This is a genomic window from Enterobacter sp. JMULE2 (assembly GCF_013337145.1).
In the GTDB taxonomy this organism is placed as follows: domain Bacteria; phylum Pseudomonadota; class Gammaproteobacteria; order Enterobacterales; family Enterobacteriaceae; genus Enterobacter; species Enterobacter mori.
On sequence record NZ_SGWD01000014.1, the window covers coordinates 422,044 to 446,932 of the forward strand.

The window sequence follows — 24,889 nt, forward strand, 5'->3', positions numbered from 1 at the left end:
AGGGAAGTAAAACATTGGGATTCTTTCAAAAAACACGTCATACGCATGCTCGTCCGAACGTTCCTGCGCTGGTGCAGGTGGCGGCGCTCGCCATTATTATGATCCGCTGTCTGGACGTGCTGATGATTCTGAACACCTTAGGCGTCCGCGGCATCGGTGAATTCATTCACCGCAGCGTACAGACGTGGAATCTGACGCTGGTTTTTTTGAGCAGCCTGGTGCTGGTATTTATTGAAATCTACTGTGCATTCTCGCTGGTCAAAGGGCGCAACTGGGCGCGCTGGGTGTATCTGCTGACGCAAATCATTGCTGCGGGTTATTTGTGGGCGGCTTCGCTGGGCTACGGATATCCTGAACTGTTTAGCATTCCCGGTGGTTCCCGGCGGGAAATTTTCCAGTCGCTGGTGATGCAAAAGCTTCCGGACATGCTGGTGCTCTGCCTACTCTTCGTTCCGGCCTCCAGTCGGAGATTCTTCCGCCTGCAATAATGTGTATAATCGCAGCCCTCGTGATTCTTAAGGTTTTCATATGCAGTGCGCACTCTTTGACGCCGGACGCTGCCGCTCCTGTCAGTGGATAGAACAGCCGGTCTCTCAACAACTCACCGCCAAAATGGCCGACCTGCAACAGCTGCTGGCAGAACACGCGGTGGGCGAGTGGTGCGCACCCGTCAGCGGCCCGGAGCAGGGCTTTCGCAACAAAGCCAAAATGGTGGTCAGCGGCAGCGTTGAAAAACCGCTACTGGGAATGTTGCACCGCGACGGCACGCCGGAAGACTTAACCGACTGTCCGCTTTATCCCGCCTCGTTTGAGCCCGTCTTTGCCGCACTGAAACCTTTTATCGCGCGTGCGGGCTTAACGCCTTACAACGTCGCCCGCAAGCGCGGCGAGCTGAAATACCTTTTGCTGACGGAAAGCCAGATCGACGGCGGCATGATGCTGCGCTTCGTGCTGCGCTCCGAAGCCAAGCTGGAGCAGCTGCGCGCGGCGATACCGTGGCTGCAGGAACAGCTTGTGCAGCTTAAGGTCATTACCGCAAATATCCAGCCGGTGCATATGGCGATCATGGAGGGGGAGAAAGAGATTTTCTTCACCGAACAGCACGCGCTGGCCGAGAATTTCAACGGTGTGCCGCTGTGGATCCGCCCGCAAAGCTTCTTCCAGACCAACCCGACCGTGGCAAGCAGTTTGTACGCTACCGCCCGCGACTGGGTGCGTGCGTTAAACATCCAGCATATGTGGGATCTGTTCTGCGGCGTGGGCGGCTTTGGCCTGCACTGCGCGACGCCAGAGATGCAGCTCACCGGAATTGAGATCTCCGCCGAAGCGATTGCCTGCGCGAAACAGTCCGCCGCCGAGCTGGGGTTAACGAATCTGCGCTTCCAGGCGCTGGACTCCACGCAGTTCGCCACCGGCCAGGGCAACGTGCCAGAACTGGTGCTGGTGAACCCGCCGCGTCGTGGCATCGGAAAAGCGCTGTGCGACTACCTGAGCCAGATGGCACCGGAATACATCGTCTACTCCAGCTGTAACGCGCAGACCATGGCGAAAGATATCGCTAACCTGCCGGGCTATCGCATTGAACGCGTGCAGCTTTTGGATATGTTCCCGCATACCGCGCATTATGAAGTGTTGACGTTGTTAATCCGTAGGCCGGGTAAGGCGTAGCCGCCACCCGGCATGAATCCCGCACAATGTTCAACAAAATGTGAACTCTTCATCCCTGCGAAATCAGGTAAGCTTACGTCATAAGAAATGATTGAAGGCTTACCCATGAAGCAGATCCTGCTGGTGGAAGACGACCACGACATCGCGGCGCTTCTGCGACTCAATTTAGAAGATGAAGGCTACGCCATCACCCACGAGCCCGATGGGGGCAACGCCCTGCAGCGTCTTGAAAAACAGCCGTGGGATGCGGTGATCCTCGACCTGATGCTGCCCAACGTTGACGGGCTGGAGATTTGCCGCCGCATCCGTCAGATGACGCGCTACCTGCCGGTCATTATCATCAGCGCCCGCAGCAGCGAAACCGACCGCATCACCGGGCTGGAAACCGGCGCTGATGATTATCTGGCTAAGCCGTTCTCGGTGCAGGAGCTGATTGCGCGCATCAAAGCGCTGTTCCGACGCCAGCAGGCGATGGGGCAGGCGCAAACCGACGGGCAAATTCAGGCTCACGGGCTGACTATCGATCCGCTGGCGCGCAGCGTGCTGCTTCACGGCCAGGTGGTGGATCTCACGCCGCGTGAATTCGAGCTGCTGTACTTCTTTGCCCGTCATCCCGGCGAGGTGTTTTCCCGGTTAGCGCTGCTGGAGCAGGTCTGGGGCTATCAGCACGAAGGCTATGAGCACACCGTTAACACCCATATCAACCGCCTGCGCATCAAGATTGAAAAAGATGCCGCCGAGCCGGAGATTATTCGCACCGTCTGGGGCAAGGGCTATAAATTTGCGGAGCCAAATCATGATGCGCCGCTTTAGCCTGAGCCAGCGCCTGACGCTGCTATTCATCCTGCTGATGATGCTCTGCGCCACCGTCGCCTGCGCGGTACAGCTCTACAGCAGCACGCAGTACGGTAACGCGATGGTGCAGCGGCTGTCGGGCGGGCTGGCGCAACAGATAGTCCAGCGCGAACCGATTCTGGACGCGCAGGGCAGGGTCGACCGAACGTCACTCAAGCCGCTGTTTGACCGGCTGATGACCTTTAATCCGAGCGTTGAGCTGTACGTCGTCTCCCCGGATGGCGATATCCTGGCCGATGCCGCACCGCCGGGCCATATTCAGCGGCAAAAAATCGACCTGTCGCCGGTTCAGACCTTCCTGAGCGGTACCGCTATTCCGGTATTGGGCGACGATCCACGCAGCCAGAATAAAAAAGTCTTTAGCGCCACGCCGCTGCGGCAGGACGGCGAGCTAAAAGGCTATCTGTACATTATTTTGCAGGGCGAGGAGTCGAACGCGCTGGCGGAGATGGCCTGGCATAAGGCGCTGTGGAGCACGGTGCTGTGGTCACTGTTGTGGGTCGCGCTGTTTGGCCTGCTGGCGGGCCTGCTGGTCTGGTACTGGGTCACGCGCCCGGTAAAAGAACTGACGGTCGAGGTCGCCGGGCTGGATCGGGACAGCATGAGCGCAATCAGGCAGCTGGCGGTAGAAATGCCTGACGCGACAGCAAAGGATGAAGTGGCGCTCCTGCGCAACAGCTTTATCGAACTGGCACGCAAAATCACCCAACAGTGGGACCAGCTGGCCGATAGCGATCGCCAGCGCCGGGAGTTTATCGCCAACATTTCGCACGACCTTCGCACGCCGCTCACCTCGCTGCTGGGCTATCTGGAAACCCTGTCGCTAAAATCCGCGACCCTGACGCCGCAGGAGCACCAGCAGTATCTCGCTACCGCGCTCCGACAGGGGCAAAAGGTACGCCATCTTTCACAGCAGCTGTTTGAGCTGGCGCGCCTGGAGCATGGCGGCATAAAGCCGCAGCGCGAGCGGTTCGCGATGGCGGAGCTGATTTCCGACGTGGCGCAGAAGTTTGAGCTCACTGCCCGCACGCGCGAGGTGAATCTGCATATCGACGTACCGGGGCCGCTGCCGCAGGTGTTTGCCGATGTATCAATGATCGAGCGGGTGGTGACTAATCTGCTGGATAACGCAATGCGGCATACGCCGACCGGCGGGGAAATTCGTCTGGCGGTCTGGCAGGAGAATCAACAGCTTCAGGTCGAAGTGGCAGACAGCGGAACGGGCGTCGATGCCGCACTGCGCGACGATCTGTTCCAGCGGCCGTCGGCGTTGACGACCCAGGCATCGCGGGAGAATCGCGGCGGGTTGGGGCTGTTAATCGTTAAGCGGATGCTGGAGCTGCACGGAGGCGGGATCAGACTGATGGAGTCGGTGAGCGGGGCGCGGTTCAGGTTCTTCGTGCCGTTGTGAGAGAGTGCCGGGTGGCGCTGCGCTTACCCGGCCTACAACTCCCCCCGTAGGCCGGGTAAGGCGCAGCCGTCACCCGGCAAAAACCATTACTGCGGGAACCACTGGTCGCTGATTTTCTGATACGTACCGTCCGCTTTAATCGCTTTCAGCGCACCGTTCAGTTTTTCCAGCAGGGCCTTGTTATCCGGACGTACCGCGATACCCAGGCCTGTACCAAAGTACTGCGGATCGGTCACTTTCTCGGTTGCCGTGCCCAGCTGCGGATTGGTTTTCAGCCATTCGTTCACCACGGCGGTGTCACCGAATACACCGTCGATACGGCCATTTTTCAGGTCGATAATCGCGTTCTGGTAGCTGTCGTAGGCCACGGTTTTCACTTCAGGATGTTTGTCCTGCAGGTATTTCTGGTGCGTGGTGCCGTTTTCCATTCCGATGCGTTTGCCTTTCAGCTGATCGAAAGAGGAATAAGCGCCTTTCTTCGCAATCACCACCGCCGAGTTGGCGTAGTAAGGGGCGGTGAAGGAGACCTGCTTGCTGCGCTCAGGCGTGATGTCCATCCCGGAGATCACCGCATCGTATTTTTTGAATTTCAGCGACGGGATCAGGCTGTCGAAGGCATGGTTGGTAAAGGTGCAGTCGGCCTGCATCTGTTTGCACAGCGCTTTCGCCAGGTCGATGTCGAAACCGACGATCTGGTTGCTGGCATCCAGCGATTCAAACGGCGGATAGGTGGCGGAAACGCCAAAATTGATTTTATCCGCAGCGGATGCGCCAGCGGCGAAGGTTGCCAGTAATGCGGCCAGAACTAACTTTTTCATTGTAATGCTCCCGTCTGTCTATCTTGTCATTATGCGCCGTGTCTGCGGCATGGATGTACAATGCCAGTTAATGAATTTATATGCAATAAATATGATTAAGTATTGTATCTCACACAAAAAAAAGCGGATAACCCATCAGGTTACCCGCCTTTGATATACAGATTTATGCATTTGCCAGGTTAATTTCTGCGCTCAAACGCCAGCGCTTTACGCTCGATCAGGCGCATCATCAGCGTCAACAGACCGTTGACCACCAGATACACCAGCCCCGCCGCCCCAAACACCATCACGTCGTAGGTGCGTCCGTACAGCAGCTGTCCGTGGCCCATCACTTCCATCAGCGTGATGGTGTAGGCCAGAGACGTACTCTTGAACACCAGCACCACTTCGTTGGAATAGGAGGAGAGGGCGCGCTTAAAGGCGTACGGCAGCAGGATCGCCAGCGTGTCTTTCTTGCTCATGCCCAACGCCCCGCACGACTGCCATTGTCCTTCCGGAATGGCGCGGATCGCCCCATAGAACAGCTGGGTGGTATAGGCCGCACTGTTCAATGAGAGCGCAATCAGGGCACACAGCCACGGCTCAGAGAGCAGGTGCCAGATAACCGGATACTCCTGCAGCGAAGGGAACTGGCCCGGGCCATAGTAAATCAGGAAGATCTGCACCAGCAGCGGCGTGCCGGTAAACAGGGTGATGTAGGCACGCACGATCCACACCAGCACCGGCGTTTTCAGCGTCAGGATGATGGTGAAGATCAGCGCCAGGATCAGCGCCACGACGATGGACGCCACGGTCAGCGTCAGGCTGGTGTGCAGCCCCTTCATCAGCTCGGGTAAGTAGTCAAGCATCAGCCCGGTCTCCGTTCAAAACGCGTTGCACGCAGGTCGATGCGTTTGAGGATGTACTGACTCAGCAACGTGATCACCAGGTAGATCGCCGCCGCCACGATGTACCAGGTAAACGGCTCCTGGGTACGGGTGGCGATACTTTTGGTCTGCAGCATTAAATCGTTCACGCTGATGAGGCTCACCAGCGCGGTATCTTTCAGCAACACCAGCCACTGGTTACCCAGTCCTGGCAGGGCATGACGCCACATCTGCGGCATCACCAGGCGGAAAAAGATCGCCGCTTTCGACATGCCGAGCGCCTGGCCGGATTCCCATTGTCCTTGCGGAACCGCCTTCAGCGCCCCGCGCAGCGTTTGTGACGCGTAGGCAGAGTAAAGCAGGGAGAGGGCAATCACGCCGCACAGGAACGGGCTGACGTCGAAGTTTTCAATCTGCATCTGCACTGGGATCTGCGCAAAGCCGAGATTGATCGTGAAGCCGTCCGACAGCGTCAGCAGCAGTTGTGAGGAACCGAAATAGATAAACAGGACCACCAGAATTTCCGGCAGTCCACGCAGCACGGTCACCAGTGCGGAACCTGTCCAGGCGACGGGGAACCATTTTGCTGATTCCCACACCGCAAAGAACATCGCCAGCACAAGGCCGATAATCAGTGCGCAAACGGCAAGGCCGACGGTCATCCCGGCGGCGCTTGCTAATGGAAGAATTTCATTCATCAGGAATTACTTCTGGAACCATTTTTGGTAGATGGTTTCGTAGGTGCCGTCTTTCTTCACTTTTTCCAGCGCAGCGTTGAATTTCTGCTGCAGCTCAGTGTTGCCCTGACGCACGGCGATGCCCAGACCGGTACCGAAATAGGCTTTATCGGTCACTTTGTCGCCCACTGGCGCCAGCTTGTCGTTGGCTTTCAGCCATTCAGTCACCACCGCGGTATCACCAAACACGCCGTCGATACGGCCGTTCTGCAGATCCAGCTTCGCGTTCTGGTAGCTGTCATACGGAACGGTGGTGATTTCCGGATGTTTATCCATGATGAATTTCTGATGCGTGGTGCCGTTCTGCACACCCACTTTCTTGCCTTTCAGCTGGTCGATGGACGTGAACTTGCCTTTCTGCCCGATGAACAGGGCGGAGTTATCGTAGTAAGGGGTAGAGAACAGCACCTGCTTTTCACGCTCAGGGGTGATGTCCATACCGGCCATTACGGCGTCGATGCGGCGGAACTTCAGGCTCGGGATCAGGCTGTCGAACGCCTGGTTGCTGAAGGTACAGGTCGCGTCGATCTCTTTACACAGGGCGTTAGCCAGGTCTACGTCGAAGCCCACAATTTTATTGTTCGCATCGATAGACTCAAACGGAGGATAAGACGCTTCGGTGGCGAAACGAATGGTCTGGGCTGCGGTAGCGGAAAGGGTAACGCCAGCAAGCAGCACGGCAAGTAATACTTTTTTCATTATATTTCCCCTGACACAATCAATGAGATAAATAGTTTTTAAAGGCATCGGTTTGCGGGTTAGCGAAGCAGCCCGCATCACCTTGCTCAACGATATACCCGTTTTCCATATACACCACGCGGCTGGCGGTTTTACGCGCCACTTCCACCTCGTGGGTCACGATCACTTGCGTAATATTGGTTTCCGCCAGCTCGCGAATAATGCTCACGATCTGGGCGGTGATTTCAGGGTCCAGCGCCGCGGTAGGTTCATCAAACAGCAGAACCGCAGGCTCCATCATCAGCGCGCGGGCAATCGCCACACGCTGCTGCTGACCGCCGGAGAGGTGCAGAGGATAGCGATCGCTGTACGGCTTAAGACGCAGACGTTCCAGCAGCTTTTCGGCACGCGCCATCGCCTGGTCCTTGCTTAAACCGAGCACGCGGCACGGCGCTTCAATCAGGTTTTGCTGAACGGTCAGGTGCGGCCAGAGATTGTATTGCTGAAAGACCATGCCCACGTTTTGACGCAGTTCACGAATCGCTTTATCAGACGGCGTTTTCGCAAAATCAAAATGGTTACCGGCAATGGCCAGCGTACCCGAGCGGGGCATTTCAAGCAGATTAAGGACACGCAGAAGGGAACTTTTGCCTGCGCCGCTTGGGCCGAGCAAAACCAGCGTTTCGCCCTCCGGGCAGTTCAGCGTGATGTCGAACAGCGCCTGGTGTGCGCCGTAGAAGCAGTTAATGCCGTTTAGTTTAATACTCATCGGGGCAGTCTTTACTCATCCAGGCAATCTATAGCAATTGAGGCCGCAGATAGTACCGTTGACAGAATAGTTATGCAATATTTCTGCGTTAAAAGTTAAATATAACCCGTGTTTCCTCTTAAACATAGCACAAAATAGCGAAGGGCAAGGGGGGCGAGTATAAATGTCGGCATTCCGCGAGAAATGCCGGACATTTTACGGGGTTAACAATTATTTTACTGATGAGTTAGCGGTTCTCAATCGACTGTCGCAGCGTGCCTGCCGGGGCATGAACGCTGCCGCCGATGTAGCGTACATCGTCGACGGCCCAGCACTGGCCTTCGCGGATCATCAGCACTTCATCCTGCCAGGACTGGGTGCCCTGGGTCAGCTTCACGCGCAGCGGGATATTTCGCGCATCGGTGTTTGGGATGGTGGAAGCACTCGCGACCTCGGCGCTGTCGGGCAGCGTTGCGCGGCTGGAGAACGGGTCCGACTGAAGCAGCGCGTTATGCTGCGGATCGCGGGTCGCATCATTCAGCAGTTTGGCCAGACCGTCGCTCAAATACGGACGAAGGGCAGTAAGATCGTTACCGCGATGCTGAATACGATAATCATAGAACTGTTGCGCCACGGTATCCGGGCCACCGTCAATGCAGGGGCCGCTGCGGGTACCTATATCCTTAAAGGCTGGCGTGACCGGGGTGGTGCACGCGCTGAGCACCAGCGCGCAAGGCACTAAAAGCGTTAAAGCAGAGTAGCGCATGTTGATTTCCTTATTTATTAACTATCCTTTCAATCATAGCGTAACGAACCGATAATGCTGGTGGTAAGGCATTGAACGCTAAAGAAGGAGAGAAAGTATGCAGTTTTCAACCACCCCAACCCTGGAAGGGCAGCCAATTACCGAGTATTGCGGCGTCGTGACGGGCGAAGCGATTCTGGGCGCTAACATCTTCCGCGACTTTTTTGCCGGTATTCGCGACATCGTCGGCGGACGCTCGGGTGCTTACGAGAAAGAGCTGCGCAAGGCCCGCGAAATTGCCTTTAAAGAACTGGGCGAGCAGGCAAAAGCGCTGGGCGCTGATGCCGTTGTCGGCATTGATATTGACTACGAAACGGTCGGTAAAGACGCCAGTATGCTGATGGTGAGCGTAAGCGGCACGGCGGTGAAAACCCGTCGATGAAGCGTTCGCTTTCAACACTCCTGCTGGCGCTGCTGCTGGCAGGGTGCGCCACGGAAAAAGGCGTTATTGATAAAGGTGCCTACGAGCTGGATACCCGCCACCAGGCGCAGGCGGCCTACCCGCGTATCAAGGTGCTGGTGATCCACTATACCGCGGATGATTTTGACAGCTCGCTGGCGACCTTAACGGACAAAAATGTCAGTTCCCACTATCTCATTCCGGCAATTCCTCCCGCTCCTGATGGCAAACCGCGTATCTGGCAGCTGGTGCCTGAAAGCGAACTGGCGTGGCATGCCGGGATCAGCTTCTGGCGCGGCACCAACCGTATCAACGATACGTCCGTGGGGATTGAGCTGGAGAACCGTGGCTGGCAGAAAACGGCCGGGGTGAAGCACTTTACCCCTTTTGAGCCTGCGCAAATTGCGGCGCTGGTGCCGCTCGCCAAAGACATTATCACCCGCTACAACATCAGGCCTGAAAATGTGGTAGCCCATTCGGATATCGCCCCGCAGCGCAAAGACGATCCCGGTCCGCTGTTCCCCTGGCGCGAGCTGGCGCTGCAGGGGATTGGCGCCTGGCCCGATCCGGCGCGCGTCGCGTTCTATATAAACGGGCGTCCGCGCTATCAGCAGGTGGATACCGGTGCATTACTCGATCTGCTGGCGCGGTATGGTTATGAGGTGCCGGTTGACAGCACGCCGGCGCAGCAAAATCGCATCATCACGGCGTTCCAGATGCATTTCCGGCCTGACCTGTGGAACGGCGTCGCGGATGTAGAAACCCTGGCAATTGCAGAAGCACTGTTAGAAAAATACGGGCAGGGGTAATCCTTCGGTTACCCCCGAATGAGTATATTTAGACTGTTTTCGTTAAGATTAATCTTAAGTACAAACTCAATTCACTTTTAGTTAATTGACTTAAAAGTATCCGGATTTAAGATAGACACATAGCTTGCTAAGTAATGAAGCAAACAAATTTAAAACGCGCTTATTTTATTTTTATCTTTCATTTTTTCATCAGGAAAATATTTCGTGATTTGGGCCCGCTCGCCTAAATTTCGTCTTTTAAATTTTACATCTTAAATCGGGTATAACAATGTTAAGCATCTATGCAAAAAAATTACGTCCGCAACAGGAAATGGAAGCCATTATTTCTGCAACGTCAGGTTTTGAAGAAAAAACCTTAAAGAAATGGCAGAAAATATCCACATCTGAATCGCAATATATTCATATTATCGTCAGCGGTGAAGTTGAATTCCGCCGCGAATCTGACGAACTGTGTATGTTCACGGTTACGGGCCAGTGTATTTTTGGTCTCTCCTCGATGTACTACAACGCAACCCATATGTACGGCCTCGTTCGCGCCAACACCCTGGTGCGCTCGATCAAGAAAGAGACCTTCGCCCAGTTGATGACGGATAACAACTTATGGCCTGAATTGACTAAAGTGCTCTCCTGGTACATCTGCATGCTGAGCAAACGTGACGATGTGCTGGTTGCCCGCAGCGCTTACTCTGTTGTGCGTGAATTCTTGTACGAAATTAATGAGCTTATTGTTCATCATCAGCGCGATATCAATATTTACGATTACATCCAGGAATATACCAACCTGGCGCGCAGCACCATTATTAAAATTCTCTCCGACCTGAAGAAAGGCCAATATATCGTGGTGGAAAAAGGTCGACTTCTTAATCTCACCGCTCTGCCAGAAAAATATTAATTACTCCAGCCGGTCTCCTTTAATACTTAAGGGAGATCGCGCCTTATTTTCGTGTAGCATACTGCTTTGAGGATTTTCCTGCGTTTCGTCTACCGGCGGCGCGGGAATTTTGCCTTGGGAATAATCCCGCTCTTGTTCTTTTAACGCCTGCTTAAATAACGCCGTTAATGATGAATCATCGCTGCCTGCGCTGGCGGGCGCAGCATCGTGCGCTTCGGTTCCCGGCAAGGTATCCCGCGAGGTATCGTGCGGAACGGCGCCATCGGGTGCCTGCTGCCAGTCGGCATCATCGCTGTTAATGGGCAAATCCTGCATGGCCGGGACGTCGGTATGCACGGGGACAGGTTTCGGCTGCGGATGTGGGAACGGTTTGCTCACATACACATAATGCATATCCGAAAGCTGCGTTTCCGGTTTGGCGACGCTCACTTTTATCGGTTCTGGCGCAGGGTGGCGCAGGTTCCAGTAAATGTGCGCGTACAGCCCTGCTATTACCATGGCGCACAGACCCAGCATGCATAAAAAGGTTTTACCGAACACTTTTCTCAGGTTTGGGACGCGGTACGAAAACCAGACCGCCTCCCCGGTAGTGTAGCTGCGCTGAGCCGCAAGACAGATGGTAGACATCAGGAATGCTTCTCCTGCTTTTTCGCGTCCGGTGTGGAACGCGAGGCCTGTATTAATACGCTCGGTGCGGTATCGGTTTCACGCATTAACTGCATCAGCGTATCTTCCCCTGGAATGCCATCCACGTGCAGATGCATTTTTTGCTGGAACTCTCGTGTGCGTTTCATCAGCTCTGCCGTCCAGGTCTGGGCATGGGTTTCCGGCTGGTTAAGGGCCACGCTCAGCTGCTGGTCAAGCCAGCCCATGTCTTTTGCATCGCTGGCGGCGCTGATGGCATCTTTGCCGTCCGGCGTCAGGCGGTGCAGTTGGGTGTAGTTGCCGGTCGCATGCTGATTAAACCAGCTGCGGCTCACCTGCCAGGTACGGTTGTTCATCAGCAGATCGAGAGAGGTCTCCCCGACGCGTGCGACCACGGCGTAATTAAGGTGGTTGCCGGTTTTCAGTTCACTGACCCACGGATAGCCTTCCTGTGCCAGCGCATCCGGCGAGGCGTTCCCCTGTTTACACATCAGGTTCACCTTCGCGGCGTTTTGACACAGGGCATCTTCCGCCGAGGCGTCATACCCCCACATCTGATAAAGCTGATGCATGGCATCCGGCTGATTAACGACGTCGTTGTCGATAACCGGCACCACGGGTGCCTGTACTTTTGGCGTCGGGTGTTGCCAGCTAACGGGAACGGGCAGTTGAACCGGCAATCTTGCACTAATAGAGGACGTTAAATACCAGCCGCAGGCGGCGAACAGCACGGACGCGAATAATCCCACGGTTGCCAGGCGCTTACCGTGTTTTTTCGCGGGCAGGATCTCACCTGCCGCCAGGCGTAAATGACGCGGGCTGACCTGTCTTGCCCGTTCGGCCCAGGCGGCCAGCAGCGACAGGTGCGCCAGCTCGTTCAGCTTGCTGATACTCCCTTTGGTCAGGGCATGAATCTTGCGCACGCGCGCCGGCGTTAACGGCGAAGTCTCGCACCCGTGCTCCTCACACTGCGCCTGAACATAGCTCAGGAATTCGCGGCAGGTCAGGGGACGCAAGGCATGATGTGTGTGCGTGTATTCACGCAGTTCAGGCTGCTGCTTCAGAATGGCTTCCTGATCCGCCGCGCCCATCAACACCACGGACAACCGGAAATCCAGCTCCTGAGCGCGGGTGAGCAACATCGCCAGGACTTCCCGGCAGTTGTCTTTCATCGCTTCGGTATGGGCGATGACCAGCACTTTGGCTTTCGCTTTCCCCTCCTGCCACTGACGCAGAACGGCATCCACCGCCTGAAGCCGGCTCTTGCTCTCTTTCGTTACCGGATTGAGTTTGTACAGCAGGCTACTGGCACTCAGTTTTGGAAACGCGTTGATGGCAAGCACGCCAGCATTAGCGGATTTCAGGGCACTGTTGAACTGGCCCAGCAGCGGGGCATCGTTGGAAAAGAGCCCGGTAATTCCCGCCCGTTGGGTTTTCTCTTTCAGCAGGTTGAACACGTCCTGATGATAAGGCACCAGAAAATCCCCGGATAACCGGGTTATTTTCCGAAAGGGCGGATTTTTAAAATTAAAGTGGCTCTGATACATAACGACTTACCGTCTCTGATTAGGAATAGCAACAGGACGAGAAAGTAAAGCAACGCTATAGGGTGGTCAATTTGCGCACAGGGTAAAAATATCCTGCCGGTAAGGCCTAACATCTGGATTTTATACGGTCAATATTTTTCGGTATGAAAGTTAGCGGCAAAGTCAGTGGTCGTTTTTACAGCGTGAAATTACTCTTTGCTCACATATTGGCGCAGCACGACGCTGCTTATTTTCGCTTTGTTAAAGGCCAGATGAAAAATGAGGTTCTCATTTCTGTCACGGTGGGTAACGCCTTGCATTATGTTTGTGCTGTTAATTTTTTGCGGCCAGCAAGGGTATCTGACGTTTAAAGATTATAAAAAAGTTACGAATAAGTTGGCTAATGCTGATGCGCAGCCGCTGAAAAAACGTCATGACGAAAAGCCATTCACCCTTTTCACGGCAGCGGTACGTCAGGACAACACGGCAACGGCGGTAAACGCCCCGCTGGCAGCGGAAATAGAAGGCATTGTTCGCAGCGATGACGCCTGGCTTTCGTTCGCCGTTATCAAAACGCCGGGTGGCCAGAAGAGCTACCGTGAAGGCGAGCCGCTGATCGGTTTTAACGATGCTTTTATTCAGGAAATTAATAAAGACAATGTGGTGATTAATTACGAAGGTGCTACGCAGGTACTGGCGTTAAATAAACCTGATTATTTTAAAGGCGGCGTTGACAGCGGCCCGGTGACCAAATCGACGAAAGATGCAGGCGCGGACAGTGTGCATCTGGATGATTATCTGGTGTTAAAGCCGTTAATCGAAAAGGGCCAACTGGAAGGCTTTAATATTAATCCACGGAATGCGTCTCCTTTTTACAGCGATACAGGGCTGAAAAAAGGCGATGTGGTAGTGAAAGTCAACGACGTCGATATGACGAAAGAAGCGCAGGCGAAAAATATCATCGCTAACTGGTCGAAAATGAAAGAGGCGGAGGTCGTCGTCAGGCGGCATGCTCACCTTGAAAATATTCGGGTTAATGTTTTAAACAATTAACAAGTGTACATCATGAAGAAATTTCCGTGGGCGTGCGTGGCGCTGACCGCATTGTCGTTATATTCCAGTTCGCTGCTTGCAGCTAACTTTAGCGCCAGCTTTAAAAATACCGATATCCGCGAGTTTATTGATACGGTGAGCCGCAATCTGAACAAAACCATTCTCGTCGACCCGTCCGTTCAGGGCTCTGTGTCGGTGCGAACCTACAATGTGCTGACGGAAGATGAGTACTACCAGTTCTTCCTGAGCGTGCTGGATCTGTACGGCCTGTCGGTGATCCCGATGGACAACGGCATGGTGAAAGTGGTGCGCTCAAGCGTAGCCCGCACCGCCGGCGCGCCGCTGGCCGACAGCAAAAACCCGGGCAAAGGCGATGAGATCATCACCCGCGTGGTGCGCATGGAAAACGTGCCGGTGCGTGAACTGGCCCCGCTGCTGCGTCAGCTTAACGATGCCACCGGCATCGGCAACGTGGTGCACTTCGAGCCCTCCAACGTGCTGCTGTTGACCGGTAAAGCCTCGGTGGTGAACCGCCTGGTGGATCTGGTGCAGCGCGTCGATAAAGACGGCATTCAACGCCGCGAAATTGTGCCGCTGCGCTTTGCCTCCGCTAAAGATCTCTCGGACATGTTGAACAACCTCAACAACGAAGAGCAGAAGGGGCAGAACGCGCCGCAGCTGGCGACCAAAGTGGTGGCAGATGACGAAACTAATAGCCTGGTGATCAGCGGTTCGGAAGATGCGCGCATGCGTACCCGCTCCCTGATCCACCAGCTGGATCGCGAGCAGAACAACGAGGGGAATACCCGCGTCTTCTACCTCAAATTTGCCAGCGCCACGAAGGTGGTGCCGGTGCTGACAGGGATTGGCGAACAGCTGAAGGACAAGCCGGGTACCGCAAAAGCGAAAACCGCGAGCGCCTCGACGGATCTGAATATTACCGCCGACGAATCAACCAACTCGCTGGTGATCACCGCCCAGCCTAACGTGATGAACTCGCTTGAGAAAGTAATCGACAAGCTCGACATCCGCCGTCCGCAGGTGCTGGTGGAGGCGATCATTGCTGAAGTGCAGGACGGTAACGGCCTGGATCTCGGCGTACAGTGGACCGGCAAGCACGGCGGCGTGCAGTTCGGCTCCACCGGCCTGCCAATCAGCCAGATTAAGAACGGCACTATGAAGGGGGCGAGCTTCACCGGCCTGGCGACCGGCTTCTTTAACGGCGATTTCGGGGCGCTGATGACCGCGCTCTCTACCGACGGCAAAAACGACATTCTCTCCACGCCAAGCGTGGTCACGCTGGATAACAAAGAGGCGTCGTTCAACGTCGGTCAGGACGTGCCTGTGCTCTCCGGCTCCCAGACCACCAGCGGGGACAACGTCTTTAACTCCGTTGAGCGGAAGACGGTCGGTACCAAGCTGAAAATTGTGCCGCAAATCAACGACGGCGACATGATCCACCTGAAGATTGAGCAGGAAGTCTCCAGCGTTGACAACAGCGCGACGGAAGACGCCAGCCTCGGCCCAACCTTTAACACGCGCACCATCAATAACGAAGTGATGGTGCACAGCGGGCAGACGGTAGTGCTCGGCGGACTGATGGAAAACGTCACCAAGCAGTCGGTCTCCAAAGTGCCACTGCTGGGCGATATCCCGCTGGTCGGCCAACTGTTCCGCTACACCTCGCAGGATTCGTCCAAGCGTAACCTGATGGTGTTTATCCATACCACCGTTCTGCGTGACGACGACAACTACAGCGCGGCGTCAAAAGAGAAATATGACCAGATCCGCGCCCGCCAGCAGCAGCGTGTGGAAGAGAAAAAGCTCGGCATTATTGAGCCAACGGATAACGCGGTACTGCCCGCGTTTCCCGTCGACGCCAGCGCCGCACCGGTGAAAACCAGCGCATCGCGTAATCCGTTCAAACACTAAGGCGGAGGGGGCAACGTGGACGAACTGAGTAAAGCGCTGTGCAGCAGCAGCTACGCAAAGGATAACGGCGTTCTGTTTTATAACAATGACGTCTACATCCGTGATGACACGCCAGCGACGGCACTGCTGGAGGTGCGCCGGGTGCTGGGACGCGCGTTCGTCCCGGTGACCCTGACGGCGGAAGCCTTTGACGAACTGCTTGCCAGGATCTGGCAGCAGAGCAGCGGCGTATCGCAGCAGCTGGTGGATGATATGGACGCGGATATCGATCTGATGGCGTTAACCGAGGAGATCCCGGATAACGAGGATCTGCTCGATAACGACGAAAACTCCCCGGTGATCCGCCTGATCAACGCCATTCTCGGCGAGGCGGTGAAAGACGGCGCGTCGGATATTCATATCGAAACCTTCGAGCGCACGCTGAGCATTCGCTTTCGCGTTGACGGCGTGCTGCGCCCGGTGCTGCAGCCGGCGCGCAAGCTCGCGCCGCTGCTGGTGTCGCGCATCAAGGTCATGTCAAAACTCGACATCGCCGAGAAGCGCCTGCCGCAGGATGGCCGTATCTCCCTGCGCATTGGCCGCAAGGCGATCGACGTGCGCGTGTCGACCATTCCTTCCCAGTACGGCGAGCGCGTGGTGATGCGTCTGCTCGATAAAAGCAACCTGAAGCCCGACATCAACAAGCTGGGCCTGATTGATGAAGAGCTGGAGAAGTTAAAAGGGCTGATTGATCGCCCGCACGGCATTATCCTGGTCACCGGGCCAACGGGCTCCGGTAAAAGTACCACCCTGTACGCCATTCTCTCGGCGCTGAACGGCCATGAGCGCAACATCCTGACCGTTGAAGACCCGATTGAATACGAGCTGGAAGGGGTGGGGCAGACGCAGGTTAACCCGCGCGTGGACATGACCTTTGCCCGCGGGCTGCGCGCCATTCTGCGTCAGGACCCGGACGTGGTGATGATCGGGGAAATTCGCGACGGCGAAACCGCGCAAATTGCGGTGCAGGCGTCGCTCACCGGTCACCTGGTCATGTCTACGCTGCACACCAACAGCGCCGCAGGGGCGATTACCCGTCTGCGCGATATGGGGCTGGAGTCCTTTTTAATCGGTTCATCGTTGCTCGGTGTCATTGCCCAGCGTCTGGTGCGTCGGCTGTGTACCCACTGCCGAACCACCAGTCCGCTGGACGCCAATGAAAAAGCGCTGTTCAGCTTTATGGCCGCGCCGCCCAAAGCAATTTACCGCGCAGTGGGCTGCGAGCACTGCCGCCAGAGCGGCTACCAGGGGCGTGCAGGTATTCATGAGTTCCTCGTCGTGGACAGCACCATGCGTCGGGCCATTCATGAAGATAAGGACGAGATGTCCATCGAAACGCAGCTCTTTAAGCAGGCCTACAGCCTGCGCGAAAACGGGCTGCTGAAGGTGATTAGCGGCGTGACCTCTCTGGAAGAGGTGATGCGCGTCACCGCCGAACGTGGGGGAGATGAGTAATGGCCTTCTACGCCTGGACGGCGACGGACGCGGCGGGTAAAACCCAGCGCGGAACCCTGCAGGCCGAAGGGCAAAAGCAGGTTCGCCAGATGTTGCGCGAGCAAAAGCTAATGCCCGTCAGCATCACCGAAACCCGCGAGGCGGCGGCGTCCGGGAAAGCAAAAACCGGGGCAAAGCTCTCCACGCCGGTGCTGTCGATGTTTACCCGTCAGCTCTCCACGCTGGTCAACGCCGCGCTGCCGCTGGAGAGCGCGCTGAAGGCGATCTCGAAGCAGACGGAAGACAAAAAGCTGGCGACGATGGTGGTGGAGATCCGCGAGAAGGTGCTGGAAGGGCATACGCTCTTCGACGCCTTTAGCCAGTTCCCGCGCACCTTCGACAAGCTCTACTGCACGCTGGTGATGGCCGGTGAAAAGACTGGCCACCTGGGCGACGTGCTGGAGAAGCTGGCGGAATACAACGAGCAGCGCCAGAAGATGAAAAGCAAGCTGACGCAGGCGATGGTCTACCCGATAACCCTGACGGTGGTGGCCATCGCGGTGATCAGCATTCTGCTGGTGGCGGTGGTGCCGCAGGTGATCGAGCAGTTCACCCACATGAAGCAGCAGCTGCCGATCACCACCCGCACGCTGATTGCGGTGAGCGATTTCCTGCAGGCCTACGGCATCTATATTGTCGGGCTTCTGGGCGGTGGGGTTGTCGGTTTTAAAACCTGGCTCAGAAATGCCAAAAACCGTTTTCGCTGGAACCGCTGGCTGGTGAACGGCGCGCCGATTAAAAAGCTGGTGTGCGCCATCAACAGCGCCCGCTATATCCGCACCCTGAGTATTCTGCAGGCCAGCAGCGTGCCGCTGCTGGAGGGGATGTATATCGCCATGGACGGTATCGAAAACCTCTACGCCCGACAGGTGCTGGAGCAGGCGGCGGATACCGTGCGCCAGGGGGCATCGCTTTACGCGGCGCTCGAGCAGGCGAAATTATTCCCGCCGACCATGCTGTACATGATTGCCTCCGGCGAAGAGAGCGGCGAATTAGGCAATTTAATGGACCGCGCGGCGGAAAACCAGGAATCGGCGCTGCAGCATCGCATTACGTTAACGCTGTCGGTATTTGAACCGGCGCTGGTGGTCTCCATGGCGACGATTGTTTTATTCATCGTGCTGTCAATATTACAGCCGCTTCTGCAACTTAATAATATGGTAGGTTAAATCATGGCTTTAAAACGTAAAAACCTGGCTCGCCAGGCGGGCTTCACATTGCTCGAATTAATGGTGGTCATCGTTATTCTCGGCGTTTTAGCCAGTATGGTGGTGCCAAACTTAATGGGCAATAAAGAAAAAGCGGATACGCAAAAAGCGACCAGCGATATTGTCGCGCTCGAAGGTTCGCTGGATATGTACAAGCTGGATAACCACCGCTATCCGACCACCGAACAGGGATTGCAGGCGCTGGTGACCAAGCCTGAAATCGCGCCCATCCCGAACGGCTACCGCGCCGACGGCTATATTCGCCGCCTGCCGCAGGATCCGTGGGGCGGGGATTATATCCTGGTGAGCCCGGGCGAACACGGTGCGGTTGACGTCTTCTCTGCCGGTCCGGACGGTGAAGCTAATACCGCCGATGATATTACGAACTGGTCTCTGGATAAGAAAGAGAAATAATGAAACATCAACGCGGCTTTACGTTGCTGGAAATTATTCTGGCGCTGGTGATATTTGCCAGCTGCGCCATGATGGTGGTGTCAACAATACCCTCGCGCAGCGGTGCGGATATATTTGGCCAGCAAGTAAAAGCCCTCGTTGATTATGGTTCAGACCGTGCGGTAATGGATGGAAATATCGTCGGGCTGGTAATGACCACGGATAACTATCAGCTGGTGACGCTCGACGATAAAAACGGCGAGCGCCGCTGGGTGCCATTAACCGCGGGCCGTATTACCACCAAAGGCGATTTCCCTGAGGAGATGCACGTTTCGCTCTCGCCGCAGCGTCTGGCCGCCACGGTCGCCTCCGAGCCGCAGGTGATCTTTTTGCCGGACGGTGAAATCAGCCGCTTCACGCTGACGCTGCAAAGCTACGACAAACAGCACCATTTCCGCGTGGTGTCGCAGGGCGCGGCTCCGGTATCGGTAGAAAACGATGGCTAACGGAAAGAAAAAGCAAACGGGAATGACGCTGCTGGAGGTCATGGTCGCGCTGGTGATCTTCTCCACCGCCGCGCTGGCGCTGATGAACTCGGTCTCCCTGAACGTGCGTTTTACCCACGGGCTGGCCGACACGCTGCAGGCGAGCTGGGTAGCTGAGAATCAGCTGGCAGAAGCGCAGCTCGCGAAAACCGACTTCCCGGATGCTGAGCAGCAGGGAACGGAAATCATGGGCGGACGCAGCTGGAACTGGCGCAAGCAGCGGGTCAAAACCGCCGACAGCGGCTGGGCTAACGCCATCCGCGTGTATGCGGAGGGCGACGACAGCCAGCCGGTCATCACGTTACAGATCGTTGGGCCGGGAGAGAGCCAGTGAAGAGAACCCGGCGCCAGCGCGGTTTTACCCTGCTGGAAATCATGATTGCGCTGACCATCTTTGCGGTGATCAGCACCCTGGCCTGGCAAATTCTGGACGGCGCGATGCGCACCAGCTCGGCCACCGATGCCAGCGCGGCGAAGCTCAATCAGCTCCAGCGGGCCTGGAACCTGATGGAGCGCGATTTCTACCAGCTGCAGGCGCGCGCGCCGCGCAACGAGCCGGAACTGTTTCGTCAGGTGGACGACGCGCTGGAGCTGACCACGCTGAACGGCGTGAGCGGAACGGTCCAGCTGGAGCGCGTGCGCTGGCGGCTGGAAGCGGGGCGGTTGTATCGCGACGTCTGGCCGGTGATTGACGGCCCGGCGGACGCCAAACCCGATGAAGTTCCGATTGTCAGCGACGTGAAATCCCTCCAGTGGCGTTTTTACCGTCAGGGCTGGCAGAAAAGCTGGAGCGACCCGGCGCACCTGCCGGACGGCGTGGAGCTGACGCTGACCATGGAAAACGGCGATACCTGGCGCTGGGTGTTTACGACCCCGGGCGATATGCCTGAAGCGGCCACACCAGCGCCTGCCGCAGCGCCAGAGGCTGCGCCTGCGCCACAACCGGCACCGGAAGCAAAATCATGAGTGCATTACGCAAACAGAAAGGCGTTGCCCTGCTGGTGGTGCTGATCCTGCTGGTGATGATGTCGGCGCTGGCCGCCAAAATCAGCCAGCAGTTCTGCCGCAACCTGCAAAAAACGCATTACCAGGTAAGCCAGCAGCAGCTGCGCTGGGCGATGCAGGCGCAGGAAAAGGTGGTGAAAGACCGGCTGCAGACCGACGCCAGCGGGGAAAGCAAACCGCTCTCCCTCGACGGCGACTGGCATCAGCCGCTGGAAACCCGGGGTGAAGACTACACGGTGGTCAGCCAGGTGGAAGACGCGCAGGACTGCTTTAACGTCAATAACCTGCTGGCGGTCGAAAAAATTGCCCAGGAGCAAAACGCCCCGACGGTGCCGGAAAAGCCCCGCAGAGAGCAGATTGTTGAACGGCTTCTGACGGAGAGCGGCCTGAGCCAGACCAACGCGGAAGAGGTGTATCTGCAGCTGGTGGACTATCTCGATGGCGACACGACGACGGCCAAAGAAGGCGCAGAGACCGATGCCTGGGCTGGCGTGGTGCCCGCCCGCCAACCGGCGAACCAGATGATGCGCACCATTGCCGAGATCAAGCTGCTGCCTGCGTTCCCGGCTGCCGCTTATCCGAAGGTGAGCAAGCTGCTGTGCGCGCTGCCGGACTCCGCCAGCAAGGTGGATGTGAACACCCTTAAACCGGAGCAGGCCGCCTTACTGGCCGCCCTGTTCCCCGGAAAACTCAATGAAGATGATGCCGCTCGCCTGATTGAATCGCGTCCTGAAACCGGCTGGGAAAATAGGGAAACCTTCAGCAAAGCGCTGGAGCAGAGCTTCCCTCAGTTAAAGGACGACCTCCCGCAGGTGGCCGACTATCTCTCCATTAATAGCCGGTATTTCCGCGTGAACTATACCGGCAATACCGATGAATTAACGCTTCGCGTGGTGAGCCAGCTTCAGGTGAATAACGAAGCCGGTGAGATCGTGACGTGGCAACGTCGTTACCGAATGATTGAATAAGAAAAGTAGAACGCTATGAAACAGGTCCTTTTTGTTCGTCCCGACAGCCGCGAGGGCGGGAAAATAATGTGGTGTGTCTCCGGCAGCGAGCAGGTTGAGGTGCTGGAGAGCCTGGACGCGCTGGTGGACCATCCTCTGGCCGCCCGCGTTTGTTTGCTGCTGCCCGCCTGCAACATGATTTTCCGCCACTTTACGCTGCCAAAGAAAGTGGCCTCGCAGGCGACGGCATTCTCGTGGATGGCGGAAGAGACGCTGATTGGTGACGTGGATAACCTTCACTGGACGGTGCTCAACAAAAAGGGTGCCGAGGTCGATGCTGTGGCGATTGATGCCGACCTGCTGCGCGCATGGTTAACCCGTTTTCAGGCCGCTGGAATGAAGGTGATTCAGGCGTTGCCGGATGCGTGGCTGCTGCCGGTGGCTGAAGGGGGAAGCACGCTTGTCAAACAGGATGAAAGCTACTGGCTGCGTTTATCCCCTCACACCGCCGGGGAGATGGAGGCCAGCCTGCTGCCGCTGCTGATGCAAAAAGCGGGCGAGGGCGAGGTGTGCTGCTACGGCGCGCAGCCTGAGGGGGTTGACGTGGACCTTCTGCAGCCCTGGCAGCACCCGCTGGTACTGATTCAGCCGCAGTGGCAAACCTGCCGTGTGAATATTATGCACGGCGAATTCAGTGCAAAAGCGGGCACGGATAAAGCCTGGAAAGGCATCAAAGCGGCAATGGTCGCAGCAGGCCTGCTCTCTATCGGCCTGCTGCTGGGCCCGCGCGTCGCCATGGCCTGGATGCTCGTTCAGCAGGAGAATGCCATTCAGCAGGAGATTGTTCAGGTTTATCAGCACCATTTCCCCAGCATGCGCCAGCAGACCAACATCAAATACCACTTTGGTCAAAATATGAAGAAACAGACCAAAGGGGTATTTTTGCAGCTTGAAGCACTGGAGAAAGCCAGGCAGGCCGTACCGGCGATGGAGATCGATCTGCTGGAATACGATGCTCAACAGAATACGCTGACGCTGAGCGTCAGTGCGCAAACCCAAACCGCGTTGCAGACGTTTGTGAAGCAGGCCGGTGAAAACTTTGATTTCACCTTGCAGCCTGTCTCCACCGCTGCGCCTTATACCGCCATGATCGCAGGGAAATATAAATGAAAGAGCGAATCGCGCAGCTTAAGAACCTATCCCAGAAGGGATTGTCAGAATGTCGTAACTGATAATTTCTGAAGGTGAAAAGATGACAGGCAGCAAATGGCGGATCAGCGATGAACTTTGGGAAAAAATGGCACCGCTTATCCCTGAGCACAAAACCTGCCATCCACTCGGTACGCACCGGAAACGCGTTGATAACCGCGCTGCCATGGACGCCATATTCTTCGTCCTCAGGACCGGTTGCCAGTGGAACGCCCTGAACGCCACCGGGATATGTTCATCGAGTTCTGCACACCGGCGCTTTCAGGAATGGCGCGATGCCGGAGTCTTCGAGCGCTTCTGGCAGAACGGTTTGCTTGCCTGCGGGCATCTGGACAGCATTGACTGGTCCTGGCTGTCAATGGACGGCTGTATCACCAAATCGCCGCTGTCAGGAACAAAAAAACAGGCCGTAACCCCACTGACAGAGGGAAACAAGGCGTAAAGCGCAGCCTTTTGACGGACGCCTGCGGGCTTCCTCTGTCGCTGGTTGTCTCAGCAGCGAACACGCACGACATCAAACTGGTTGCGGATACGCTCGATGCCCTTCAGACGGGTCGTCCGGGGCAAAAACTCAGACTCTGCCTGGACAAAGGTTACGATGCAGGCTGGCTGAAAACATATCTGCAGAGCCGCCGCTACGAGCCGCATATCCAGTCCCGTAAAGAAGAGTCAGATGCCAGTAAAAACACGGACTTCAAAGCCCATCGCTGGGTTGTCGAAAGAACTCATAGCTGGATGAATCGCTTTCGCCGGGTTCTGACACGATGGGAAAAGAAGACTGAAAATTACGAGGCCATGTTGCATTTTGCCTGTGGTCTTATTGTCTGGAATAAAGTCCTATTGAGATAGGCTCTAAGTCTCGTTACCAGAATTACAGCGTCAGGGAAAAAGTTCTTATAAAAATGTTTGCCGTTGCCCTTGCAGGGGCGGCCGTTTATTACGCAGGTGTGATCCCGCTGGATAATATGATTCAAAACAGTAAAACCACGCTAAGCAGACAAAAGGAGACGCTGAACTGGATGCGCAGTGAAATAGATAAAAATCATCTGCAGGTACAGATTATCAAAACGGATAATCCACGCACGGTGGTGGAGAATAGCGCGCATGAGATTAATTTGTCACTGACGGATGTGCGTCAGGATGGGCAAACTTTATCCTTTGTGGTCAGTCGCGTTAACGTTTACGAATTAAAGAGCTGGCTGCGGGAAATTAACCAGACCGCAGGCGTCAGATTGCAGAAAATGAGCCTCACCCCGGTCGATCATCTCAGTGACGTAAAAGCCGAAGTGCAGCTCACCTGGAGCAAAACCGTATGAACACCTTCGCGCTGATGCGGGACGTTTACCCGGTGGGGTTCCCGGTGATGAGCGCGATCCTGGGCGGTATAGTGGGGAGCTTTCTGGGCGTCGTCGCCGAGCGCGTACCGGGCATGGTGATGGACGACGAGGGCGGAGGCAATTTGCTGTTCCCGGCCTCGCACTGCCCGGCGTGTCAGCACGCGCTGGCCGCCTGGGAGAATATTCCGCTGGTCAGCTGGCTTGTTTTACGCGGACGCTGTAGCCGCTGCGGCACCGCCATCCCGCTGCGGATATTTTTAATCGAACTTTTTTCCGCGCTGTTTTTTGGCGTCTCCGCCTGGTGTATGCCGGACGTCCAGTCATTGTTCTCCCTGTGGCTGCTGGGGAGCTTTTTAATGCCCCTTGCGCTGATCGACTGGCGGCACCAGCTGCTGCCGGACTGCCTGACGCAGCCCCTGTTGTGGGCAGGATTATTGCTCCATGCATTTGACCATACGCTGCCGCTACGCGATGCGCTGTTCGGCGCCGTTGCGGGCTATCTCTCGCTCTGGCTGCTGTACTGGGCGTTTCGCCTGACCACCGGACGGGAAGGGCTGGGATATGGTGATTTTAAGCTGCTGGCGGCCCTGGGCGCCTGGTGCGGCTGGCAGGCATTGCCCTCGCTGGAATTAATCGCTGCGTTGAGCGGTATTGTCGGTTATTTCGCGTTAACTCATTTAAATAAAAATAACCTCACTATTTCTTTCGGACCTTATCTCTCATTTGCTGGAATAGTGGTGTTCAGTGCACAGCAGTTTGCTTTCATATTTTAAATATTCAGGTCAAGTTGTTTTATAAATTTTTTCGATTGTGTAAGAGAAGGACGTCTCTTTGCGCTCAGTGTATCGTAAGGGATATAAGCTACACGG

General features: G+C 56.1%; 28 protein-coding genes. 20 read left to right on the plus strand and 8 right to left on the minus strand.

Translation table 11 applies throughout. From position 1 onward, the window contains the following. Positions 1–14 precede the first annotated feature (14 nt). The 4 genes from EXW94_RS17345 to EXW94_RS17360 all read left to right on the plus strand — a co-directional run bounded on the left by EXW94_RS17345 (position 15) and on the right by EXW94_RS17360 (position 3,934). Positions 15–488: a YbjO family protein gene (locus tag EXW94_RS17345; protein ID WP_174340627.1), complete on the plus strand. Its 474-nt coding sequence runs from the start codon at positions 15–17 to the stop codon at positions 486–488. A 40-nt stretch (positions 489–528) separates the two neighbouring features. Beyond that, on the plus strand, positions 529–1,668 hold the full coding sequence (gene rlmC, locus EXW94_RS17350; protein WP_174340628.1) for a 23S rRNA (uracil(747)-C(5))-methyltransferase RlmC: 1,140 nt from the start codon (positions 529–531) through the stop codon (positions 1,666–1,668). A gap of 105 nt (positions 1,669–1,773) precedes the next feature. Further along, positions 1,774–2,481 (plus strand): response regulator transcription factor, encoded by a 708-nt coding sequence (locus EXW94_RS17355; RefSeq protein ID WP_089599001.1) that lies wholly within the window; start codon positions 1,774–1,776, stop codon positions 2,479–2,481. Further along, on the plus strand, positions 2,465–3,934 hold the full coding sequence (locus tag EXW94_RS17360; RefSeq protein ID WP_174340629.1) for a HAMP domain-containing sensor histidine kinase: 1,470 nt from the start codon (positions 2,465–2,467) through the stop codon (positions 3,932–3,934). Before EXW94_RS17355 ends, EXW94_RS17360 begins: the two co-directional genes overlap by 17 nt. 86 nt (positions 3,935–4,020) lie before the next feature. On the opposite strand, the gene artJ is transcribed toward EXW94_RS17360, so the two are convergent. The 6 genes from artJ to EXW94_RS17390 all read right to left on the minus strand — a co-directional run bounded on the left by artJ (position 4,021) and on the right by EXW94_RS17390 (position 8,547). Beyond that, positions 4,021–4,752: an arginine ABC transporter substrate-binding protein ArtJ gene (artJ, locus tag EXW94_RS17365; protein ID WP_174340630.1), complete on the minus strand. Its 732-nt coding sequence runs from the start codon at positions 4,750–4,752 to the stop codon at positions 4,021–4,023. A gap of 179 nt (positions 4,753–4,931) precedes the next feature. After that, entirely contained in the window at positions 4,932–5,600 is a 669-nt protein-coding gene (gene artM / locus EXW94_RS17370) for an arginine ABC transporter permease ArtM (RefSeq protein ID WP_010429086.1), read from the minus strand. Further along, on the minus strand, positions 5,600–6,316 hold the full coding sequence (gene artQ, locus EXW94_RS17375; protein WP_089599005.1) for an arginine ABC transporter permease ArtQ: 717 nt from the start codon (positions 6,314–6,316) through the stop codon (positions 5,600–5,602). Before artQ ends, artM begins: the two co-directional genes overlap by 1 nt. 6 nt (positions 6,317–6,322) lie before the next feature. Further along, a complete protein-coding gene (gene artI / locus EXW94_RS17380; protein ID WP_010429090.1) occupies positions 6,323–7,054 on the minus strand; it encodes an arginine ABC transporter substrate-binding protein ArtI in 732 nt (243 codons plus the stop codon). Between the two features lie 19 nt (positions 7,055–7,073). Then, a complete protein-coding gene (artP, locus tag EXW94_RS17385) occupies positions 7,074–7,802 on the minus strand; it encodes an arginine ABC transporter ATP-binding protein ArtP (RefSeq protein ID WP_010429094.1) in 729 nt (242 codons plus the stop codon). Positions 7,803–8,028: 226 nt separating this feature from the next. After that, positions 8,029–8,547, minus strand: a complete 519-nt coding sequence (locus tag EXW94_RS17390; protein ID WP_010429096.1) for a lipoprotein — start codon at positions 8,545–8,547, stop codon at positions 8,029–8,031. A gap of 97 nt (positions 8,548–8,644) precedes the next feature. Between EXW94_RS17390 and EXW94_RS17395 the strand changes: the two genes are divergently transcribed. The 3 genes from EXW94_RS17395 to EXW94_RS17405 all read left to right on the plus strand — a co-directional run bounded on the left by EXW94_RS17395 (position 8,645) and on the right by EXW94_RS17405 (position 10,687). After that, positions 8,645–8,968 (plus strand): heavy metal-binding domain-containing protein, encoded by a 324-nt coding sequence (locus EXW94_RS17395; protein WP_006174327.1) that lies wholly within the window; start codon positions 8,645–8,647, stop codon positions 8,966–8,968. Continuing rightward, the gene (locus tag EXW94_RS17400) at positions 8,965–9,795 is read left to right on the plus strand and encodes an N-acetylmuramoyl-L-alanine amidase (RefSeq protein ID WP_174340631.1); all 831 of its coding nucleotides are present in this window, start codon (positions 8,965–8,967) and stop codon (positions 9,793–9,795) included. The genes EXW94_RS17395 and EXW94_RS17400 overlap by 4 nt, the downstream gene beginning before the upstream one ends. A 268-nt stretch (positions 9,796–10,063) precedes the next feature. Next, positions 10,064–10,687, plus strand: coding sequence for a helix-turn-helix domain-containing protein (locus tag EXW94_RS17405; protein ID WP_174340632.1), 624 nt, complete (start codon positions 10,064–10,066; stop codon positions 10,685–10,687). On the opposite strand, the gene EXW94_RS17410 is transcribed toward EXW94_RS17405, so the two are convergent. Both EXW94_RS17410 and EXW94_RS17415 read right to left on the minus strand, forming a co-directional pair. Continuing rightward, the gene (locus EXW94_RS17410) at positions 10,688–11,314 is read right to left on the minus strand and encodes a hypothetical protein (RefSeq protein WP_174340633.1); all 627 of its coding nucleotides are present in this window, start codon (positions 11,312–11,314) and stop codon (positions 10,688–10,690) included. Beyond that, positions 11,314–12,879 carry an ExeA family protein gene (locus tag EXW94_RS17415; protein WP_174340634.1) on the minus strand — a complete coding sequence of 522 codons (1,566 nt, stop codon included), beginning with the start codon at positions 12,877–12,879 and terminating at the stop codon, positions 11,314–11,316. Before EXW94_RS17415 ends, EXW94_RS17410 begins: the two co-directional genes overlap by 1 nt. Positions 12,880–13,179: 300 nt before the next feature. Between EXW94_RS17415 and gspC the strand changes: the two genes are divergently transcribed. The 13 genes from gspC (at position 13,180) to EXW94_RS17480 (ending at position 24,793) form a co-directional block, all read left to right on the plus strand. Beyond that, positions 13,180–13,911 carry a type II secretion system protein GspC gene (gene gspC / locus EXW94_RS17420; RefSeq protein WP_174340635.1) on the plus strand — a complete coding sequence of 244 codons (732 nt, stop codon included), beginning with the start codon at positions 13,180–13,182 and terminating at the stop codon, positions 13,909–13,911. A gap of 12 nt (positions 13,912–13,923) precedes the next feature. Then, the gene (gene gspD, locus EXW94_RS17425) at positions 13,924–15,843 is read left to right on the plus strand and encodes a type II secretion system secretin GspD (protein WP_174340636.1); all 1,920 of its coding nucleotides are present in this window, start codon (positions 13,924–13,926) and stop codon (positions 15,841–15,843) included. 15 nt (positions 15,844–15,858) lie between these two features. Next, positions 15,859–17,337 (plus strand): type II secretion system ATPase GspE, encoded by a 1,479-nt coding sequence (gene gspE, locus EXW94_RS17430; protein WP_174340637.1) that lies wholly within the window; start codon positions 15,859–15,861, stop codon positions 17,335–17,337. Next, a complete protein-coding gene (gspF, locus tag EXW94_RS17435; protein WP_174340638.1) occupies positions 17,337–18,545 on the plus strand; it encodes a type II secretion system inner membrane protein GspF in 1,209 nt (402 codons plus the stop codon). Before gspE ends, gspF begins: the two co-directional genes overlap by 1 nt. A gap of 3 nt (positions 18,546–18,548) precedes the next feature. Beyond that, positions 18,549–18,998 (plus strand): type II secretion system major pseudopilin GspG, encoded by a 450-nt coding sequence (gene gspG / locus EXW94_RS17440; protein ID WP_028012525.1) that lies wholly within the window; start codon positions 18,549–18,551, stop codon positions 18,996–18,998. Further along, complete coding sequence (gspH, locus tag EXW94_RS17445; protein ID WP_174340639.1) at positions 18,998–19,483, plus strand: type II secretion system minor pseudopilin GspH; 486 nt, start codon at positions 18,998–19,000, stop codon at positions 19,481–19,483. The genes gspG and gspH overlap by 1 nt, the downstream gene beginning before the upstream one ends. Continuing rightward, positions 19,476–19,856: a type II secretion system minor pseudopilin GspI gene (gspI, locus tag EXW94_RS17450; protein ID WP_032639022.1), complete on the plus strand. Its 381-nt coding sequence runs from the start codon at positions 19,476–19,478 to the stop codon at positions 19,854–19,856. The genes gspH and gspI overlap by 8 nt, the downstream gene beginning before the upstream one ends. Next, positions 19,853–20,488 (plus strand): type II secretion system minor pseudopilin GspJ, encoded by a 636-nt coding sequence (gspJ, locus tag EXW94_RS17455; protein WP_174340640.1) that lies wholly within the window; start codon positions 19,853–19,855, stop codon positions 20,486–20,488. The genes gspI and gspJ overlap by 4 nt, the downstream gene beginning before the upstream one ends. Then, positions 20,485–21,495: a type II secretion system minor pseudopilin GspK gene (gene gspK / locus EXW94_RS17460; RefSeq protein WP_174340641.1), complete on the plus strand. Its 1,011-nt coding sequence runs from the start codon at positions 20,485–20,487 to the stop codon at positions 21,493–21,495. Before gspJ ends, gspK begins: the two co-directional genes overlap by 4 nt. Before the next feature lie 15 nt (positions 21,496–21,510). Next, positions 21,511–22,644 (plus strand): type II secretion system protein GspL, encoded by a 1,134-nt coding sequence (gspL, locus tag EXW94_RS17465; protein WP_174340642.1) that lies wholly within the window; start codon positions 21,511–21,513, stop codon positions 22,642–22,644. An 82-nt stretch (positions 22,645–22,726) separates the two neighbouring features. Further along, a protein-coding gene (locus EXW94_RS17470; RefSeq protein ID WP_174339605.1) for an IS5 family transposase occupies positions 22,727–23,532 on the plus strand; the annotation gives its coding sequence in 2 pieces (ribosomal slippage) (positions 22,727–23,077 and positions 23,080–23,532; 804 coding nt in all). Continuing rightward, entirely contained in the window at positions 23,523–23,999 is a 477-nt protein-coding gene (gene gspM / locus EXW94_RS17475; RefSeq protein WP_174340666.1) for a type II secretion system protein GspM, read from the plus strand. The genes EXW94_RS17470 and gspM overlap by 10 nt, the downstream gene beginning before the upstream one ends. Then, a complete protein-coding gene (locus EXW94_RS17480; RefSeq protein ID WP_174340643.1) occupies positions 23,996–24,793 on the plus strand; it encodes an A24 family peptidase in 798 nt (265 codons plus the stop codon). Before gspM ends, EXW94_RS17480 begins: the two co-directional genes overlap by 4 nt. Positions 24,794–24,889 lie beyond the last annotated feature (96 nt).